Below are 16,334 nucleotides of genomic sequence, written 5' to 3'. Positions count from 1 at the left end.
TCCATGTCGATCGAAGTCCGTAATGTCAGCAAGAACTTCAACGCCTTCAAGGCCCTGAACAGCATCAATCTGGACATCCAGAGTGGCGAGCTGGTGGCGTTGCTCGGCCCGTCCGGCTGCGGCAAGACCACGCTGCTGCGCATCATCGCCGGGCTGGAAACCCCGGATGACGGCAGCATCGTCTTCCACGGCGAAGACGTCTCTGGCCACGATGTGCGTGATCGCAACGTCGGTTTTGTGTTCCAGCATTACGCGCTATTCCGCCACATGACGGTGTTCGACAACGTCGCGTTCGGCCTGCGCATGAAACCGAAAAAACAGCGTCCAACCGAGAGCCAGATTGCGGTCAAGGTTCATGAGTTGCTGAACATGGTGCAGCTGGACTGGTTGTCTGACCGTTACCCGGAACAACTCTCCGGTGGCCAGCGCCAGCGTATCGCCCTGGCCCGCGCCCTGGCGGTGGAACCGAAAGTGCTGCTGCTCGATGAGCCTTTCGGTGCCCTCGATGCCAAGGTCCGTAAAGAACTGCGCCGCTGGCTGGCGCGTCTGCACGAAGACATCAACCTGACCTCGGTGTTTGTGACTCACGACCAGGAAGAGGCCATGGAAGTCGCCGACCGTATCGTGGTGATGAACAAGGGCGTGATCGAGCAGATAGGCTCACCGGGCGAAGTCTACGAAAACCCGGCCAGCGATTTCGTTTACCACTTCCTGGGCGACTCCAACCGTTTGCATTTGGGGGAGGACAAGCATGTGTTGTTCCGTCCCCATGAAGTGTCGCTGTCGCGCCATGAACTGGAAGATCACCATGCGGCGCAAGTGCGCGATATTCGACCGCTGGGCGCGACCACTCGGGTGACCCTGAAAGTCGAAGGCCAGAACGAACTGATCGAAGCTGAAGTGGTGAAAGACCACGACAGCCTGACCGGCCTGGCGCGCGGCGAGACGTTGTTCTTCAAGCCCAAGGTTTGGCAGAAGGCCTAAGCAATGTACCTGTAGGCGCCGGCAAGCCGGCTCCTACAGGGTTAGGTGGTGATCCCTAAAACTCTTTCTACTGCGCTCGTGCCAGCTCTGCACCCGCCACTCGCGCAATTGCGCCTGTTCCGCGCGGCCAAAGGGGTCTGCCCTCGGGCGTTTCGGCAGCGCTATCGTTAGGCCGTGGCATTCTTGTTACGCACCGCTACTGGCCCCGAGCGCTCTTCGATCTGGCGCTTGAGTTGCTGGCGCAACCCCAGCAAAAACGCCAACTCCGCTACCACAAACAACGGCCCCACAATCAGCCCGGACACGTCATCGACAAACGCAGGCTTTCTGCCTTCGTAGTAATGGCCGACAAACTGGATCACCCAGCCCACCACAAACATGCCGATGCCGCTGCTGAGCCAGACGAGTGTGCTTTGCGCCGCCAGCACATGCCCTGTCCACACCGACAAGCCCATCAGCCCCGTCATCAACACGCCGAGGGCCAATTCCAGGCGCAGGTAGAACCAGGCCGAGAACAGTGCCAGCAGCACGGCCGGCGACAGCCAGAAGCCGGCCAGCGACCATTCGGGGCGTGAGAGCAAGACCGCGACGGCGACGACGATCAAGGGGATGCCGATAAAGTGGCTGGCAATGTTGCGCGGGTCACGGTGGTAGGCGGCATATTGACTGAGATGGTCGACGAGGCTTTTCATTGTTATTCCTCCTGTAGGATGGTTGATCATGCCTTGTCGGCCTGCGGCCAACTGTCAGCTGGCCGACAATCTTCGGAGTTCTCATGGACGCAGAGAAATGGCCCCCACGACTGTCGACCGGTCATTGGTACAGCCACCTGCCTGCTCAGTTACAGGATAGCTTGCTCGCCCATGCCCGCTTGCGGCAGCTGACGGCGGGGCAATACCTGTTCAAGCGCGGCGACCCGCCGTGTGGCTTGTATGCGGTATTGGAAGGCATCTTGCGCATCAGTGCGGTGAACGAGCAGGGCAAGGAGGCGGTGTTGAGCCTGGCGGAGTCGCCTTACTGGCTCGGCGAAATTTCCCTGTTCGACGGTTTGCCGCGTACCCATGACGCCTGCGCCGTCGGGCCCTGCACGTTGTTGCAGGTGCCACAGCCGGCCCTGCTGCAGATACTCGACGAAACCCCCGTTTACTGGCGCGACATGGCCCTGCTGATGAGCCAAAAGTTACGCCTGACCTTTATCAACATCGAGCAACTGAGCCTGATGCCGGCATCGGTACGGGTGGCCCACCGTTTGTTGATGATCGCCGAGGGCTACGGCGAGATCGAACGGTCAAGACGTGTGCTGCAACTGCCCCAGGAAGACCTGGCGGCGATGCTCAGCCTATCGCGCCAGACCACCAACGCGTTGCTCAAGGACTTGCAAGGGCAGGGCATCCTGCGTTTGGGCTATGGCGAGATCGAAATTCTCGATGCGCAGCGGTTGCGGGAGGCGGCCCACGCCTGAGGGTGTTAGCCTGCAGTTACGATTATTCGAGGTGTGTTATGCGTGTGCTGCTAGTGGAACACGAGTCGGAGACGGCAGAGTGGATGGCCCGGGGCTTGAACGAGGCCAGTTACACGGTTGAAGTAGCGGCCAATGGCATGGCTGCCCAGCGTTTTGTCGAGAGCAGCGAATACGACCTGGTGATCCTTGATGTGATGCTGCCGGGGCTCAATGCCTGGAAGCTGCAGCAGGCGATCCGTCAGAAGGGCGAGACGCCGGTATTGTTCCTGACCACCCAGGACGGGATTGAGGATCGCCTGCGCGGCCTGGAACTGCACGAGGATGATTACTTGCTCAAACCGTTCGAGCCCAAGGAGTTGGTGGCGCGGGTGAGGAAGTTATTGCGGCGCGATCGCGGGCGCTGATCGGCTGTCACAGCAAATCCCCCTACCTCAACCCATCGCGAAACTGCCCCGGCGTCATCCCGGTCCAGCGCTTGAACGCGCGGTTGAAACTGCTGGTATCGGCAAACCCCAGCAAGTGACTGATCTCTGCCAATGAGCATTGGGGATCGCGCAGGTGCAGCAGCGCCAGATTCTCCCGGCATTCATTGAGCAGCGTATCAAACCGACAGCCTTCATCTGCCAGGTGCCGCTGCAAGCTGCGCAGGCTCAAGTGCAAGGCCTGGGCAATGCGCTCGGCGCTGGGTTCGCCGTCTGGCAGTTGCGCTTCGATGGCCGAGCGCACCCTGCGTTCCCAGGTCAGCGGTTGCAGTTGGGCGAGGGTACGGTTGAGTACGGTTTCGTTGTGTTCGGCCAGTTCCGGGTTGGCGTCGTCCAGGTGACTGTCGAAATCAACGGCGGCGAACTCCAGGCGGTCTTCATCGGCGGCAAAGAATACCGGTGCGCGGAACACCGTGTGCCAGGACGTGGGATCGGCCGGTTCCGGTCGCCGCAAATACACCGCCAGCGGTGCATAGTCGCGTCCCAGGCGGTTGCGGCAGGTGCGCACATAAATCGCTGCAAAGGCATCGATGGCTTCGAAGGCCGGCGCCGGGCTGTCGCCAGATTGCAGCAAACGAAAGCAATAGCGCTCACCTTCCCGGGTCAGCTCCAGTACCAGGACGTCGCTGACTACCTGGTGATAACGGACGATCCGCTCGAACACTTCCCGCAAACTGCCGCTGGCCACCAATGCATAGCCCAGGGCGTGAAACATAGTCAGCCTGCTTTGATTTGTAGCGTGCAGATAAAAGCTTGAATATGCATTTTGGTTATTAATAAATATCTTCTTATTCCTTAGCGAATATAAACCTCGTCCCTATACTGGTCAGCAACGTTAAACGCTGCAGGAGGGCACACCCATGCACAGCGAGTCGATTCGTTATCTGATCGTGCCGGGCTGGCAAGGATCGCCAGAAGATCATTGGCAAAGTCACTGGCAGAACAGTCTGCCCAACAGCGCTCGGGTGGAGCAGGCCGACTGGCTGACCCCGCGCCGCGAAGACTGGGTAGCGGCGCTGGCCGAAGCCATTGCCGCCGACAGTACCCCGGTGATTCTGATCGCCCATAGCCTGGGCTGCATCACGGTCGCCCATTGGGCCGCTACCGCGCCGGTGCATTTCCTGCGTCAGGTGCGCGGCGCCTTGCTGGTGGCTCCGGCCGATGTCGAGCGACCTGCCTGCGCGCCCGCCCTGCGTAATTTCGCACCGATCCCCAGCGACTTGCTGCCGTTCCCCAGCCAAGTCGTCAGCTCCGATAACGACAGCGCTGTCAGCGCCCCTCGTGCTATGGAACTGGCGCGCAACTGGGGCGCCGAGGCCGGGATTCTCGCCGGTGCCGGGCACATCAATGTGAAGTCCGGGCACCAGCGCTGGGAGCAGGGTTTCGCTTATCTCTATCGCCTGCAAAGTCGCCTGGAGCAGCACTCCCGGCGCCGTGCGTAATATTTCTTGAACGCCCCGTCCCTGAGTGGATTGGGGTGGGAGTCTGCCATGAGCCTGCATGAAAATTTCGGTCAGCCGCTGCTGACCTTTCCTGACGCCGAAAAAAGTCCCCTCAGCATCCGCGCCAAGGCACTGGTGTTTGTCGACCCGCGTTCGCGGCAACTGCGCGAAGACCTCGAAAGCCTTGCCCCCCGCGCCTTGCCGGTGTTGATTCGCGGTGAAACCGGTAGCGGCAAGGAATTGCTCGCACGGCACATCCACCGCGGCAGTGACCGCGCCGGCTTGTTTGTCTCGGTCAATTGCGGCGCCATCAGCCCCACTTATGCCGACGCGGAGCTGTTTGGTTACGCCGCCGGTAGCCACAGCGGCGCGGCCAGCAGTCGCGCCGGTTGGTTCGGGTCGGCCAATGGCGGCACCTTGTACCTCGATGAAATCGGCGACTTGCCGTTGCCGATCCAGGTCAAGTTGCTGGCCGCCCTGGAAAACCACGAAGTGACCCGCGTCGGCGCTCACCAGCCTAGCCCGGTGGATGTGCGCCTGGTGGCGGCCACCAGCATCGACCTGGCCCAGGCGGTGGCTGTCGGTAAATTCCACGAGCGCCTGTTCCATTACCTCAACGAAGGCCATCTTGAGTTGCCGGCGCTGCGCGAGCGGGTGGGCGATATCCTGCCCCTGGCCGAATACTTCCTCGGCATCTACAGCCAGCGCCTGGACCTGCCTGTGCCATTGATCGGCGAGGCGGCGCAACGGGTGCTGGAACACCACAGTTGGCCGGGCAATACCCGCGAGCTGGAGAACGTCATTCACTTTGCGCTGCTGGTCAGCAGTGGCGATGAGATTTTGCCGGAGCATTTGAATTTGCCGGTGAATGCGCCGTCGGTGGCGGGGATCGAACAGCAGGTCCGGCAGATCCTGCAGGACGGCACCGATGCCGAGCGCAGTGCTTTGAAGCGTCTATTGGAAGGCTTATCGTCTGTATGAACAAAATGGAATATCAAAGTGAATAAAAGGTATTGTTCGGGAATAAAAAATATCGGTATTGTCCGTTTCATGTCGCGATAGCACTTCGCTGGCACACCACATAAAAAGCGGCCGTCGCTGGCGCCCCGGATTTTCGATAAGGACACTGCATGAAAAAGGTTCTGTTATTCACCGCACTGGCGGCTGCCCTGACTGCCAGCCTGGCCCAGGCTGGCGAGAAACTGGTGGTGGCTGCCACCCCGGTTCCCCATGCCGAGATTCTTGAGCTGATCAAGCCAGCCCTGGCCAAGGAAGGCGTGGACCTGGAAATCAAGGTCTTCACCGACTACGTGCAACCGAACGTACAGGTGGCCGAGAAGCGTCTGGACGCCAACTACTTCCAGACCCTGCCGTACCTGCAAAACTTCAACAAGGGTAAAGGCACCAACCTGGTCACCGTGATCGGCGTGCACGTTGAACCCTTCGGTGGTTACTCGAAGAAAATCAAAAGCCTGGCTGAGCTGAAAGATGGCGCGACCGTGGCCATCCCCAACGAAGGCTCCAACAGCGGCCGCGCACTTCTGCTGCTGCAAAAGGCGGGCTTGATCACCCTGAAAGACCCGACCAACGCCCTGTCCACGCCTAAAGACATCGCGAGCAACCCAAAGAACCTGAAGTTCAAGGAGCTGGAATCGGCGCTGCTGCCACGGGTTCTGGACCAGGTTGACCTGGATATGATCAACACCAACTACGCCCTGGAAGCTGGCCTGAACCCAGCCAAGGATGCGCTGATCATCGAAGACGCCAAGTCACCGTATGTGAACTTCCTGGTAGCCCGTCCAGACAACAAGGACAGCGCGGCTATCCAGAAACTGGCCAAGGCCCTGACCAGCCCTGAAGTCAAAGCCTTCATCGAGAAGAAGTACAACGGCGCGGTAGTGCCAGCGTTCTGATAACCCCCCTTCAAGGTTTGAACGCCGACGGCTTGGCTAGCGTCTGTGGGAGCCGGGCTTGCCCGGCTTCCCACATTTGGCCTGCGTTTTTTCAGAGATTGCGGGTATTAATCGCCCGCCGCAACGCCATCAGCCACTTCACCAACTCCTGCGGGTCAATCGGTTTTGTCTCGGTCATCGGTCATTCCCTCGCCTGTTAAGTGGCCATCAGTCTGGCCAAGCGCTGCCAATCCTTGGAGCTCAGCGCCGATAAAAAGAAGTTTCCTACAACGCCGAGAACAGTAGCTGTCATCCAGCAAACCCGCGAATCCGCAGGTTATCTATTTGGGTGATATCAATATGCTATTTAGGTATTTAAATTTTACTTTTTATACCTTTAAAGTTCGCGCTACTCGGCGTTACCCACGTCGAATCGGACCGTGCTAGCGCCGTATTACCCTTGCGGCGTCAGGGACTTCAAATGACCTTCGATTACGCTTTTATCCTCAGCACGCTGCCCGCGTTTCTCAAGGCCGTGGGCGTGACGCTGCAAGTGGGCCTGATCGCCATCTGCACGTCGCTGCTGGTGGCGCTGATCAACGCAGCCTTGCTGGTGTTTCGCACGCCTTATCTGTGGCGCCTGGTGGCGCTGTATGTGGAGCTGGCTCGCAACACGCCGCTGCTGATCCAACTGTTTTTCGTCTACTTCGCGTTGCCGGCCCTGGGTGTGAATATCACCGGGTTCTGGGCGGCGATCATCACCATGACTTTCCTTGGCGGCGCCTACCTCACTGAAGTGCTGCGTGCCGGTGTTGAGGCGGTGCCGTTGGCACAGATCGAGTCGGGCAAGTCCATCGGCCTGTCCCACTGGCAATTGCTGCGCTACGTGATCCTGCCCCAGGCCGGGATTCTCAGCCTGCCGGCACTGTTCGCCAACTTCATTTTCCTGCTCAAGGAGACCACGGTGGTCTCGGCGGTGGCGGTGCCAGAGATTCTCTACACCGCCAAAGGCTATATCGCCCTCTACTACAAAACCTACGAAATGCTCGCCGTGCTGACGTTGATTTGCGTGCTGTTGTTCCTGCCGCTGTCGCTGCTGCTCAGCCGCCTGGAAAGGAGGCTCCAGCATGGCCAGTTCGGGTCTTGAATTACTTTGGGTGTCGTTGCCGCAACTGGGCAAGGGCGCGGCGCAAACCCTGTCGATCTCCTTCTTGAGCATCGCCTTCAGCACCGTCGGGGGCGTGTTGTACGGCGTGTTGCGCACGCTGAATTCGAAAGCCATCAACCTCGTGCTGCGAATTTACCTGGAGCTGTTCCGGGCGATTCCGGTGCTGGTGTGGCTGTACCTGCTGTTCTTCGGCCTGCCGATTTTTTTTGGCCTGAGCATTCCCAGTTTCTGGTGCGCAGTGCTGGTGCTGTCCCTGTGGGGCGCTAGTGAAGTGGGCGAAGTGGTGCGCGGCGCCTTGCATTCCCTACCGCGCGGGCAACGCGAGGCGGGCCTGTCGATTGGTTTGTCGGACCCGCAGCTTTACGGTTATGTGCTGCTGCCCCAGGCCCTCAAACGCATGACGCCGCCCACCATCAACGTCTACACCCGCATCATCAAGACCAGCTCCCTGGCGGTGCTGATCGGCGTGGTGGACGTGATCAAGGTCGGCCAGCAAATCATCGAGCGCACCTATGAGTCAGTGTTGATCTACGGCGCGCTGTTCCTGTTTTTCTTCTTTATCTGCTACCCGTTGTCGGCCGCCTCCAAGGTGCTGGAACGGCGCTGGGCCCAAGCATGAGCGCATTGATCGAGTTCCAGGGTTTCAACAAATTCTTCGGCGAGCAGCAGGTGCTAAAGGACATCGACCTGAGCGTCGCAAGTGGCGAAGTAGTGGTGATTCTCGGCCCTAGCGGTTGCGGCAAAAGTACCTTGTTGCGTTGCCTCAATGGCTTGGAAGTGGCTCACAGCGGGCACTTGCGTTTCGCAGGCCGTGAACTGCTGGACAAGGCCACCGACTGGCGCCAGGTGCGGCAGGACGTAGGCATGGTGTTCCAGAGTTATCACCTGTTCCCCCATATGAACGTGCTCGACAATATTTTGCTGGGCCCGCTGAAAGTGCAAAAACGCGAACCCCGCGAAGCCCACGCCCAGGCAGAAAAACTGCTGGAACGGGTTGGCCTGTCCGATAAGCGCGACGCTTTCCCGCGCCAGCTGTCGGGCGGCCAGCAGCAACGCATCGCCATCGTCCGTTCGTTGTGCATGAACCCTCAGGTCATGCTGTTTGACGAAGTCACCGCCGCCCTCGACCCGGAAATGGTCAAGGAAGTGCTGGAGGTGATCCAGGGCCTGGCCCGGGACGGTATGACCCTGCTGATCGTCACCCATGAAATGGCCTTCGCCCGCGCTGTCGCCGACCGCGTGGTGTTTATGGAGGCCGGCCGCATCCTCGAACAAAACACCCCCGAGGAATTCTTTACGAACCCGCAAACCGCACGCGCGCAGCAGTTCCTGGAGAAATTCTCCTTTGTTTCAACACTGCCCAAAAAGACCAAGGAACTGGAGCTGTTATGAAAACTGCCAAATCTTCACTGTTGTTACTGCCACTGTTCGGCCTCGCTTTGCTGGCCGGCTGCAATAAGTCCGAAGAACCCGCCAAGCCCGCCGCTGCAGCTCCGGCAGCGGTGAGCTACATCGACAAGATCAAGGCGCGGGACAAGCTGATTGTCGGCGTATTTACCGACAAGCCGCCGTTCGGCTTTGTCGACGAAGCAGGGCGCTACGTCGGCTTCGATACCGACATCGGCCGCCGTTTTGCCAAGGATCTGCTCGGCGACGAGAACAAGATCGAGTTCGTCGCCGTTGAACCGGCGAGCCGTATTCCGTTCCTGCAAAGCGACAAGGTCGACCTGATCCTCGCCAACATGACCGTGACCCCGGAACGCAAGGACGCGGTGGACTTCACCAACCCTAACCTGAAAGTCGCGGTCCAGGCCCTGGTGCCAAATGACAGTGCGGTGAAAAGCCTGGATGACCTGGTCACCCGTACCACCATCGTCACCACCGGTACCACTGCCGATATCTGGCTGACCAAGAACCACCCGGACTGGAAGCTGCTCAAGTTCGAGAAAAACTCCGAGTCGCTGCAAGCGCTGTCCGCCGGTCGTGGTGATGCGTATGCCCAGGACAATTTGGTGCTGTTCAGCTGGGCCAAGCAGAACCCGGGTTACCGCGTGCTGGAGCAGAAACTGGGTGATGAAGCGCCGATTGCGCCGGCAGTGAAGAAGGGCAATATCGAACTGCGCGATTGGGTGAATAGTGAACTGGCCAAGCTGGGCGAGGAGAAATTCCTGCTCAAGCTGTATGACCAATATGTGCGTAAAGAACTGAGCGATGACACCAAGCCCGAAAGCGTGATTGTTGAAGGCGGTAAGTGGCAGGGCTAATCTCTACCTGATCGCTCCCACGCGCGTGGGAACGATCCTTAACCGCTTAACTCGGCCAATGCCAAGCCGGCTCATCGAGCACCCGCTGCCCGACAATCTGCGTCTGCCCCATCACTTTCTCCAGCACAATCGAATTGCACTCCTCATCCTGCTGCAACGCCGCAATCAAGCGGCTGGCATGGGATACCACCCACACCTGACACTGCTCCGACGCCTGGATAATCAACCGCGCCAATGCCGGCAACAGGTCCGGGTGCAGGCTGGTTTCTGGTTCGTTGAGTACCATCATCGTTGGTGGCCGTGGCGTTAGCAGCGCCGCAACCAGCAGCAAGTAGCGCAGGGTGCCGTCCGATAACTCCGCCGCCGACAACGGCCGCAGCAACCCTTCCTGATAAAATTCGATGGCAAAACGTCCGCCCTGCAATGGCTCGATATTCAACCGAGCTCCGGGAAACGCATCGCTGATTGCCCGTTGCAATGCCTCGGGGTCGCCAATCTCGCGAATGGTCTGCAACGCCGCCGCCAAATCCCGACCGTCGTGATGCAACACTGGCGTACGCGTGCCCAGTTGCGGCTGGCGCACCGGGGCGTCGACGTCGCTGCGAAAGTGATCATAAAAGCGCCAGCCGCGAATGCTCTCGCGCAACAGCAGCACCTCCGGCGAACCCCGCAGGCTGCCGACCTGATCGAACAGGCTGTGGTAGTTCGGCGTGTGCTGGGCCAATACATCCCAGGCGCGGCCATCGCGGGCGCGCACCATCGGGCCGGAGCGCTGCACCAACAGGCTCGCCGGGCGGTAAACATGGCCGGCCCAGATGCATTCCTTCTTGATCTCCGGGTCCAGGGAGAAATATGACTCGCCGGGCTCCGGCAGACCCAGGGAGATCGCGTAGCTGAAATCCTCCCCGGCAAACCCCAAGCGCAAGCGCTTGGCGCCCTGGCGTACGCTTGGCTCAACCTCGACTTCGCCACTGAGCATGCGCCGGCTGATGTTTTCCGGCCCGGCCCAGAAGCTCGAATCCAACCCACCCTCACGGGCCAGTGCGTTGATCACCCCGCCTTGGGCCGTCTCCGCCAGCAGTCGTAAAGCACGGTACAGGTTGGACTTGCCGCTGCCATTGGGGCCGGTGATCAGGTTCAACCGATCCAGCGGCACCACCAATTTGTTGATCGAACGGTAATTGGCCACCGCGAGGGTTTTGAGCATGGAGCAGTTTCCTGTGGTGACGGGGCTTGTTGTGGCAAAAGATCATCGCATGTAAGGGGCTGCTTCGCAGCCCAACGGGGCGGTGCGGCGATTCGACAAGTCCACTCTCCACAACCCACAGAAAAGAGGCACCCGTGGAACCCTCAACTACGCTCAGAGTCGCATGATCAAAGACGCGTCAATCAAGCAAGGAGCCTGCATGGGCGGCCCCACCTCGACAATCATTCTCGGCCTTGGCCTGCTGGCGCTGCTGAGCGGCTGTGGCCAGGAAGAAGCCGAACCCAAGGAACATTCCCGGGTGTTCGTGCAAACCGTTAAGCCCGCCGATTTTGCCGCTGCCGTGACCCTCACCGGGGACATTCAGGCGCGGGTGCAGACCGATCTGTCGTTTCGCGTTGGTGGCAAGATCATCCAGCGCATGGTCGATGTCGGTGACCGGGTGACGGCCAGGCAAGTGCTCGCCAAGCTTGATCCCAAGGATTTGCAGACCAGCGTCGATTCCGACCAGGCCCAGGTCGTCGCCGAACAGGCGCGGGTCAAACAGACGGCCGCCGCCTTTGTGCGCCAGGAAAAGCTCCTGCCCAAGGGCTACACCAGCCGCAGCGAATACGATTCGGCCCAGGCTGCCCTGCGCAGTAGCCAAAGCGCCCTGGCCGCTGCCCAGGCACAACTGGCCAATGCCCGTGAGCAGTTGGGCTACACGTCACTGATTGCCGACGCTCCCGGGGTAATTACCGCCCGCCAGGCCGAAGTCGGCCAAGTGGTGCAGGCCACTGTGCCGATTTTCAGCCTGGCGCGCGATGGCGAGCGTGACGCGGTGTTCAACGTCTATGAATCCTTGCTGGTGGAGCCTCCGCCCGATGCGCCAATCACCGTCAGCCTGCTGGATAACCCGAGTATCAAGGCCCAGGGCAGAGTCCGCGAGGTCACCCCGGCCGTGGCCGCCAACAGCGGCACTGTGCAAGTGAAGATCGCCTTGAGCGCCTTGCCCAAGGGCATGGACCTGGGTTCGGTGGTCAGCGCCACCGCCAATGCACCGGCCAAGCCCAGTGTCGAACTGCCCTGGGCCGCGCTGACCAAAGACCTCAGCGAGCCCGCCGTGTGGCTGGTGGACGGCGATGGCAAGGCGCAACTGCATAAGGTCACCGTCAGCCGCTACCTCACCGGCAAGGTGATCATCAGCGACGGTCTCAAGGGCGGCGAAAAAGTCGTGGTGGCGGGTGGGCAACTGCTGCATCCCGGCATGCTTGTCGAAATTGCCCAGCCGCCGGATCAGGCCCAGGCTCAAGGCACTCAACCATGAAACGGCTGACGGTATTACTCGCCGCCAGCGTGCTGCTGATGGCCTGCTCCAAGGAAGAGCCTGCGCCCGAGCCGATACGCCCGGTGCTGTCCATTGAGGTGAAATCCGAAGATCAGGAAAACCTCGGCCGCTTCGCCGGCACCGTCCAGGCCCGCTACGAAAGTAACCTCGGCTTTCGGGTGCCCGGCCGCATCGCCCGGCGTGCTGTCGACGTGGGCGCGCAAGTGGAGAAGGGTGCCTTGCTGGCCGTCCTCGACCCTACCGATCAACAGAACCAACTGCGCGCCGCCCAGGGCGACCAGGCTCGGGTCCAGGCACAATGGATCAACGCCCAGGCCAACGCCCGCCGCCAGCAGGAATTGTTCAACCGTGGCGTCGGCGCCCAGGCGCAACTGGACATCGCCCAGACTGACCTGAAGACCACCCAGGCCTCCCTCGATCAGGCCAGGGCCTCGGTCAATCAGGCCAAGGACCAGCTCAACTACAGCGAATTGCGCACTGATCATGCCGGCATCGTCACCGCCTGGAATGCCGAGGCCGGCCAAGTGGTCAGCGCCGGTCAACAAGTGGTGACCCTGGCCCGTCCCGATATCAAGGAAGCGGTGATCGACCTGCCCGCCGGCCTGGCCGAGCGCTTGCCGCCCGACGTGGTGTTCCGCGTGGCCGGGCAGATGGACCCGAATGTCAGCACCACCGCCACCGTGCGCGAAATCGAGCCCCAGGCCCAAAGCGCCACCCGCACCCGTCGCGCACGCCTGACCCTGGCCGACACGCCAGCGGCCTTTCGCCTGGGCACGGCCATCAGCGTGACCTTGAGTTCCGCCATCGCTCCGCGTATCGAATTACCCCTCAGCACCTTGCAGGAAGTCGATGGCCAAACCCGAATCTGGGTCATCGATATGCAAAGCCAGACCGTTCAGCCACGCGACGTCACCCTCATCAGCCGCAACGCTGACAGCGCACTGCTCAACGGCGGCGTAAAACCCGGCGAACGGGTGGTGAGTGCCGGGGTGAACAGCCTGAAGCCTGGGCAAAAAGTCAAAATCGACGAGGGCAGCCCGCAATGAAAGGGAGCTTCAATTTATCCGACTGGGCCCTCAAACATCAGTCCTTCGTCTGGTACCTGATGTTCGTCGCGCTGCTGATGGGCGTGTTCTCCTACATGAACCTGGGCCGCGAGGAAGACCCGTCCTTCACTATCAAGACCATGGTGATCCAGACCCGCTGGCCGGGTGCGACCCAGGAAGAAACCCTCAAGCAGGTCACCGACCGCATCGAGAAAAAACTCGAAGAGCTGGACTCCCTCGACTATGTGAAAAGCTACACCCGCCCTGGTGAGTCCACGGTGTTCGTGTTCCTGCGCGACACCACCAGCGCCAAGGATATTCCCCAGATCTGGTACCAGGTACGCAAGAAGATCGACGACATTCGCGGCACCTTCCCCCAGGGGCTGCAAGGGCCTTCGTTTAACGACGAGTTCGGGGATGTGTTCGGCTCGGTGTATGCCTTTACCGCCGATGGCCTGTCGATGCGCCAACTGCGCGATTACGTCGAGCAGGTGCGCGCCGAGATTCGTTCGGTGCCGGGGCTGGGCAAGGTCGAGATGATCGGCCAGCAGGACGAAGTGATTTACCTGAATTTCTCCACCCGCAAACTCGCGGCACTAGGGATTGATCAGCGCCAAGTGGTGCAGAGCCTGCAATCGCAGAACGCGGTGACGCCAGCCGGGGTGATCGAGGCCGGGCCGGAGCGGATTTCGGTGCGCACCTCGGGGCAGTTTGCTTCGGAGAAGGACCTGGCCAACGTCAACCTGCGGCTCAATGATCGTTTCTATCGGCTGGCGGATATTGCCGAGATCAGCCGTGGCTACGTCGACCCAGCAAGACCGATGTTTCGTTTCAACGGCAAGCCGGCCATTGGCCTGGCTATTGCCATGCAAAAGGGCGGCAATATTCAGGACTTCGGCAAGGCCCTGCACCAGCGCATGGATGACCTGACTGCCGACTTGCCGGTGGGCGTCGATGTGCACAAGGTCTCCGATCAGGCAGAAGTGGTGGAGGAGGCCGTCGGCGGCTTTACCAGCGCGCTGTTTGAAGCGGTGATCATCGTGCTGGTGGTGAGTTTTATCAGCCTCGGCGTGCGTGCCGGCCTGGTGGTGGCCTGCTCGATTCCATTGGTGCTGGCGCTGGTCTTCGTGTTCATGGAGTACAGCGGTATCACCATGCAGCGGGTGTCGTTGGGCGCGTTGATTATCGCCCTCGGCCTGCTGGTGGATGACGCGATGATCACCGTGGAGATGATGATCACGCGCCTGGAAAAAGGTGAAACCAAGGAGCAGGCGGCGACCTTTGCCTACACCTCCACCGCGTTTCCGATGCTGACCGGGACGCTGGTGACGGTGGCCGGGTTTGTGCCCATCGGCCTCAACGCCAGCTCCGCCGGTGAGTACACCTTTACCCTGTTCGCGGTGATCGCCGTCGCGATGCTGGTGTCGTGGGTGGTCGCCGTGTTGTTCGCGCCGGTGATTGGCGTGCATATCCTCAGCAGCAAGGTCAAACCTCACAGCGCCGAGCCAGGGCGTGTTGGTCGGGCGTTCAATGGCGGCATGCTGTGGGCCATGCGCAACCGTTGGTGGGCCATCGGCATCACGGTGCTGCTGTTCGCCGCGTCGGTGTTTTCCATGCAGTTTGTGCAGAACCAGTTTTTCCCGTCGTCCGACCGCCCGGAAATCCTCGTCGACCTCAACCTACCTCAAAACGCCTCGATCAATGAAACCCGCAAGGCCGTGGATCGCCTTGAAGCAATCATCAAGGACGACCCGGACATCGCCCGCTGGAGTACCTATATCGGCCAGGGCGCGATCCGGTTCTACCTGCCGCTGGACCAGCAACTGGAGAACCCGTACTACGCGCAGCTGGTGATTGTCAGCAAAGGCCTGGAAGAGCGCGGGGCGTTGATTGCCCGCCTGCAAAAACACCTGCGCGATGACTTTGTCGGCGTCGGCAGCTTCGTCCAGCCGCTGGAAATGGGCCCGCCTGTTGGCAGGCCGATCCAGTACAGAGTCTCCGGCAAGGACATCGACCAAGTGCGCAAACACGCCATCGAATTGGCGACCCTGCTCGATAAAAACACTCACCTTGGCGAAATCATCTACGACTGGAACGAGCCGGGCAAAGTCCTGCGGGTTGATATCGCCCAAGACAAGGCGCGGCAATTGGGGCTGTCGTCCGAAGACGTGGCGCAGTTGATGAACAGCGTGGTCAGCGGTGCTGCGGTGACGCAGGTGCATGATGATATTTACCTGATCAACGTGGTCGGCCGCGCCGAAGACGCCGAGCGTGGCACGCCGCAAACCTTGCAGAACCTGCAGATCGTCACGCCCAACGGCACCTCGATTCCGCTGCTGGCCTTTGCCACCGTGCGCTATGAACTGGAGCAGCCGCTGGTGTGGCGTCGGGATCGCAAGCCGACCATCACCATCAAGGCGGCGGTGCGCGATGAGATGCAGCCGACCGATCTGGTGAAACAACTGAAGCCTGAAATCGACAAGTTCAGCGCCGGTTTGCCGGTAGGCTACAAAGTCGCCACCGGCGGCACCGTGGAAGAAAGTGGCAAGGCTCAGGGGCCGATTGCCAAGGTGGTGCCGCTGATGCTGTTTTTGATGGCGACCTTCCTGATGATCCAGTTGCACAGCGTGCAGAAAATGTTCCTGGTGGCCAGCGTCGCGCCGCTGGGATTGATTGGTGTGGTGCTGGCGCTGATTCCCACGGGCACGCCCATGGGTTTTGTGGCGATCCTGGGGATTCTCGCGCTGATCGGCATCATCATCCGCAACTCGGTGATCCTGGTGACGCAGATCGACGCCTACGAGCGCGACGGCTACTCGCCATGGGATGCGGTGGTGGAAGCCACCGAGCACCGGCGCCGGCCGATCCTGCTGACGGCGGCTGCGGCCAGCCTGGGCATGATTCCCATCGCCCGGGAAGTGTTCTGGGGGCCGATGGCCTACGCAATGATCGGCGGCATTATCATCGCCACCTTGCTGACGCTGCTGTTTTTGCCGGCGCTGTATGTGGCCTGGTACAAGATCCGCGAGCCGAAGAAAGAAAGATCTGAAGGCTAATATTGAT

At 60.5% G+C, this 16,334-nt stretch carries 16 protein-coding genes; 13 read left to right on the top strand and 3 right to left on the bottom strand.

The window, feature by feature from the left end; all coding sequences use genetic code 11:
* Positions 1-3: 3 nt before the first annotated feature.
* Positions 4-984, top strand: a complete 981-nt coding sequence (locus ACZRJ6_RS24425; RefSeq protein ID WP_463968900.1) for a sulfate/molybdate ABC transporter ATP-binding protein — start codon at positions 4-6, stop codon at positions 982-984.
* Between the two features lie 167 nt (positions 985-1,151).
* Here the strand turns inward: ACZRJ6_RS24425 and ACZRJ6_RS24420 are convergent, their stop codons facing one another.
* On the bottom strand, positions 1,152-1,676 hold the full coding sequence (locus ACZRJ6_RS24420) for an Mpo1 family 2-hydroxy fatty acid dioxygenase (protein WP_463968901.1): 525 nt from the start codon (positions 1,674-1,676) through the stop codon (positions 1,152-1,154).
* An 83-nt stretch (positions 1,677-1,759) separates the two neighbouring features.
* Here ACZRJ6_RS24420 and ACZRJ6_RS24415 point away from each other — a divergent pair, with 83 nt between their 5' ends.
* Both ACZRJ6_RS24415 and ACZRJ6_RS24410 read left to right on the top strand, forming a co-directional pair.
* Positions 1,760-2,446 carry a Crp/Fnr family transcriptional regulator gene (locus ACZRJ6_RS24415; protein ID WP_463968902.1) on the top strand — a complete coding sequence of 229 codons (687 nt, stop codon included), beginning with the start codon at positions 1,760-1,762 and terminating at the stop codon, positions 2,444-2,446.
* Between the two features lie 38 nt (positions 2,447-2,484).
* Complete coding sequence (locus ACZRJ6_RS24410) at positions 2,485-2,850, top strand: response regulator (protein ID WP_350613841.1); 366 nt, start codon at positions 2,485-2,487, stop codon at positions 2,848-2,850.
* Between the two features lie 22 nt (positions 2,851-2,872).
* On the opposite strand, the gene ACZRJ6_RS24405 is transcribed toward ACZRJ6_RS24410, so the two are convergent.
* A complete protein-coding gene (locus ACZRJ6_RS24405) occupies positions 2,873-3,706 on the bottom strand; it encodes an AraC family transcriptional regulator (protein ID WP_463969222.1) in 834 nt (277 codons plus the stop codon).
* Between the two features lie 82 nt (positions 3,707-3,788).
* Between ACZRJ6_RS24405 and ACZRJ6_RS24400 the strand changes: the two genes are divergently transcribed.
* From ACZRJ6_RS24400 to ACZRJ6_RS24370, 7 genes are all read left to right on the top strand, one after another.
* Complete coding sequence (locus ACZRJ6_RS24400; RefSeq protein WP_463968903.1) at positions 3,789-4,370, top strand: alpha/beta hydrolase; 582 nt, start codon at positions 3,789-3,791, stop codon at positions 4,368-4,370.
* 48 nt (positions 4,371-4,418) lie between these two features.
* Complete coding sequence (locus ACZRJ6_RS24395; RefSeq protein WP_463968904.1) at positions 4,419-5,351, top strand: sigma 54-interacting transcriptional regulator; 933 nt, start codon at positions 4,419-4,421, stop codon at positions 5,349-5,351.
* Positions 5,352-5,500: 149 nt separating this feature from the next.
* Positions 5,501-6,283, top strand: a complete 783-nt coding sequence (locus tag ACZRJ6_RS24390) for a MetQ/NlpA family ABC transporter substrate-binding protein (protein ID WP_463968905.1) — start codon at positions 5,501-5,503, stop codon at positions 6,281-6,283.
* 460 nt (positions 6,284-6,743) lie between these two features.
* Positions 6,744-7,409: an amino acid ABC transporter permease gene (locus ACZRJ6_RS24385; protein WP_463968906.1), complete on the top strand. Its 666-nt coding sequence runs from the start codon at positions 6,744-6,746 to the stop codon at positions 7,407-7,409.
* On the top strand, positions 7,390-8,049 hold the full coding sequence (locus tag ACZRJ6_RS24380) for an amino acid ABC transporter permease (protein ID WP_063033610.1): 660 nt from the start codon (positions 7,390-7,392) through the stop codon (positions 8,047-8,049). Before ACZRJ6_RS24385 ends, ACZRJ6_RS24380 begins: the two co-directional genes overlap by 20 nt.
* Complete coding sequence (locus tag ACZRJ6_RS24375) at positions 8,046-8,822, top strand: amino acid ABC transporter ATP-binding protein (protein WP_463968907.1); 777 nt, start codon at positions 8,046-8,048, stop codon at positions 8,820-8,822. Before ACZRJ6_RS24380 ends, ACZRJ6_RS24375 begins: the two co-directional genes overlap by 4 nt.
* Entirely contained in the window at positions 8,819-9,694 is an 876-nt protein-coding gene (locus tag ACZRJ6_RS24370; protein WP_463968908.1) for a transporter substrate-binding domain-containing protein, read from the top strand. The genes ACZRJ6_RS24375 and ACZRJ6_RS24370 overlap by 4 nt, the downstream gene beginning before the upstream one ends.
* Before the next feature lie 46 nt (positions 9,695-9,740).
* On the opposite strand, the gene ACZRJ6_RS24365 is transcribed toward ACZRJ6_RS24370, so the two are convergent.
* Positions 9,741-10,901: an AAA family ATPase gene (locus ACZRJ6_RS24365; protein ID WP_463968909.1), complete on the bottom strand. Its 1,161-nt coding sequence runs from the start codon at positions 10,899-10,901 to the stop codon at positions 9,741-9,743.
* A gap of 199 nt (positions 10,902-11,100) precedes the next feature.
* On the opposite strand from ACZRJ6_RS24365, the gene ACZRJ6_RS24360 reads away from it, so the two are divergent.
* From ACZRJ6_RS24360 to ACZRJ6_RS24350, 3 genes are read left to right on the top strand one after another with little or no spacing between them, the layout of a single operon-like run.
* Entirely contained in the window at positions 11,101-12,204 is a 1,104-nt protein-coding gene (locus ACZRJ6_RS24360; protein ID WP_463968910.1) for an efflux RND transporter periplasmic adaptor subunit, read from the top strand.
* Positions 12,201-13,271, top strand: coding sequence for an efflux RND transporter periplasmic adaptor subunit (locus ACZRJ6_RS24355; RefSeq protein ID WP_463968911.1), 1,071 nt, complete (start codon positions 12,201-12,203; stop codon positions 13,269-13,271). The genes ACZRJ6_RS24360 and ACZRJ6_RS24355 overlap by 4 nt, the downstream gene beginning before the upstream one ends.
* Positions 13,268-16,327 (top strand): efflux RND transporter permease subunit, encoded by a 3,060-nt coding sequence (locus ACZRJ6_RS24350; RefSeq protein WP_463968912.1) that lies wholly within the window; start codon positions 13,268-13,270, stop codon positions 16,325-16,327. The genes ACZRJ6_RS24355 and ACZRJ6_RS24350 overlap by 4 nt, the downstream gene beginning before the upstream one ends.
* Positions 16,328-16,334: the final 7 nt, after the last annotated feature.

Source organism: Pseudomonas sp. C321, assembly GCF_055407105.1.
The sequence above is the reverse complement of the archived record's forward strand: the minus strand, read 5'-3'. Positions and strand labels throughout refer to the sequence as shown.

Coding starts and splice junctions, on each gene's coding strand:
- ACZRJ6_RS24425 (WP_463968900.1), top strand. CDS start 4: ATGTCGATCGAAGTCCGTAATGTCAGCAAGAACTTCAACGCCTTCAAG.
- ACZRJ6_RS24420 (WP_463968901.1), bottom strand. CDS start 1,676: ATGAAAAGCCTCGTCGACCATCTCAGTCAATATGCCGCCTACCACCGT.
- ACZRJ6_RS24415 (WP_463968902.1), top strand. CDS start 1,760: ATGGACGCAGAGAAATGGCCCCCACGACTGTCGACCGGTCATTGGTAC.
- ACZRJ6_RS24410 (WP_350613841.1), top strand. CDS start 2,485: ATGCGTGTGCTGCTAGTGGAACACGAGTCGGAGACGGCAGAGTGGATG.
- ACZRJ6_RS24400 (WP_463968903.1), top strand. CDS start 3,789: ATGCACAGCGAGTCGATTCGTTATCTGATCGTGCCGGGCTGGCAAGGA.
- ACZRJ6_RS24395 (WP_463968904.1), top strand. CDS start 4,419: ATGAGCCTGCATGAAAATTTCGGTCAGCCGCTGCTGACCTTTCCTGAC.
- ACZRJ6_RS24390 (WP_463968905.1), top strand. CDS start 5,501: ATGAAAAAGGTTCTGTTATTCACCGCACTGGCGGCTGCCCTGACTGCC.
- ACZRJ6_RS24385 (WP_463968906.1), top strand. CDS start 6,744: ATGACCTTCGATTACGCTTTTATCCTCAGCACGCTGCCCGCGTTTCTC.
- ACZRJ6_RS24380 (WP_063033610.1), top strand. CDS start 7,390: ATGGCCAGTTCGGGTCTTGAATTACTTTGGGTGTCGTTGCCGCAACTG.
- ACZRJ6_RS24375 (WP_463968907.1), top strand. CDS start 8,046: ATGAGCGCATTGATCGAGTTCCAGGGTTTCAACAAATTCTTCGGCGAG.
- ACZRJ6_RS24370 (WP_463968908.1), top strand. CDS start 8,819: ATGAAAACTGCCAAATCTTCACTGTTGTTACTGCCACTGTTCGGCCTC.
- ACZRJ6_RS24365 (WP_463968909.1), bottom strand. CDS start 10,901: ATGCTCAAAACCCTCGCGGTGGCCAATTACCGTTCGATCAACAAATTG.
- ACZRJ6_RS24360 (WP_463968910.1), top strand. CDS start 11,101: ATGGGCGGCCCCACCTCGACAATCATTCTCGGCCTTGGCCTGCTGGCG.
- ACZRJ6_RS24355 (WP_463968911.1), top strand. CDS start 12,201: ATGAAACGGCTGACGGTATTACTCGCCGCCAGCGTGCTGCTGATGGCC.
- ACZRJ6_RS24350 (WP_463968912.1), top strand. CDS start 13,268: ATGAAAGGGAGCTTCAATTTATCCGACTGGGCCCTCAAACATCAGTCC.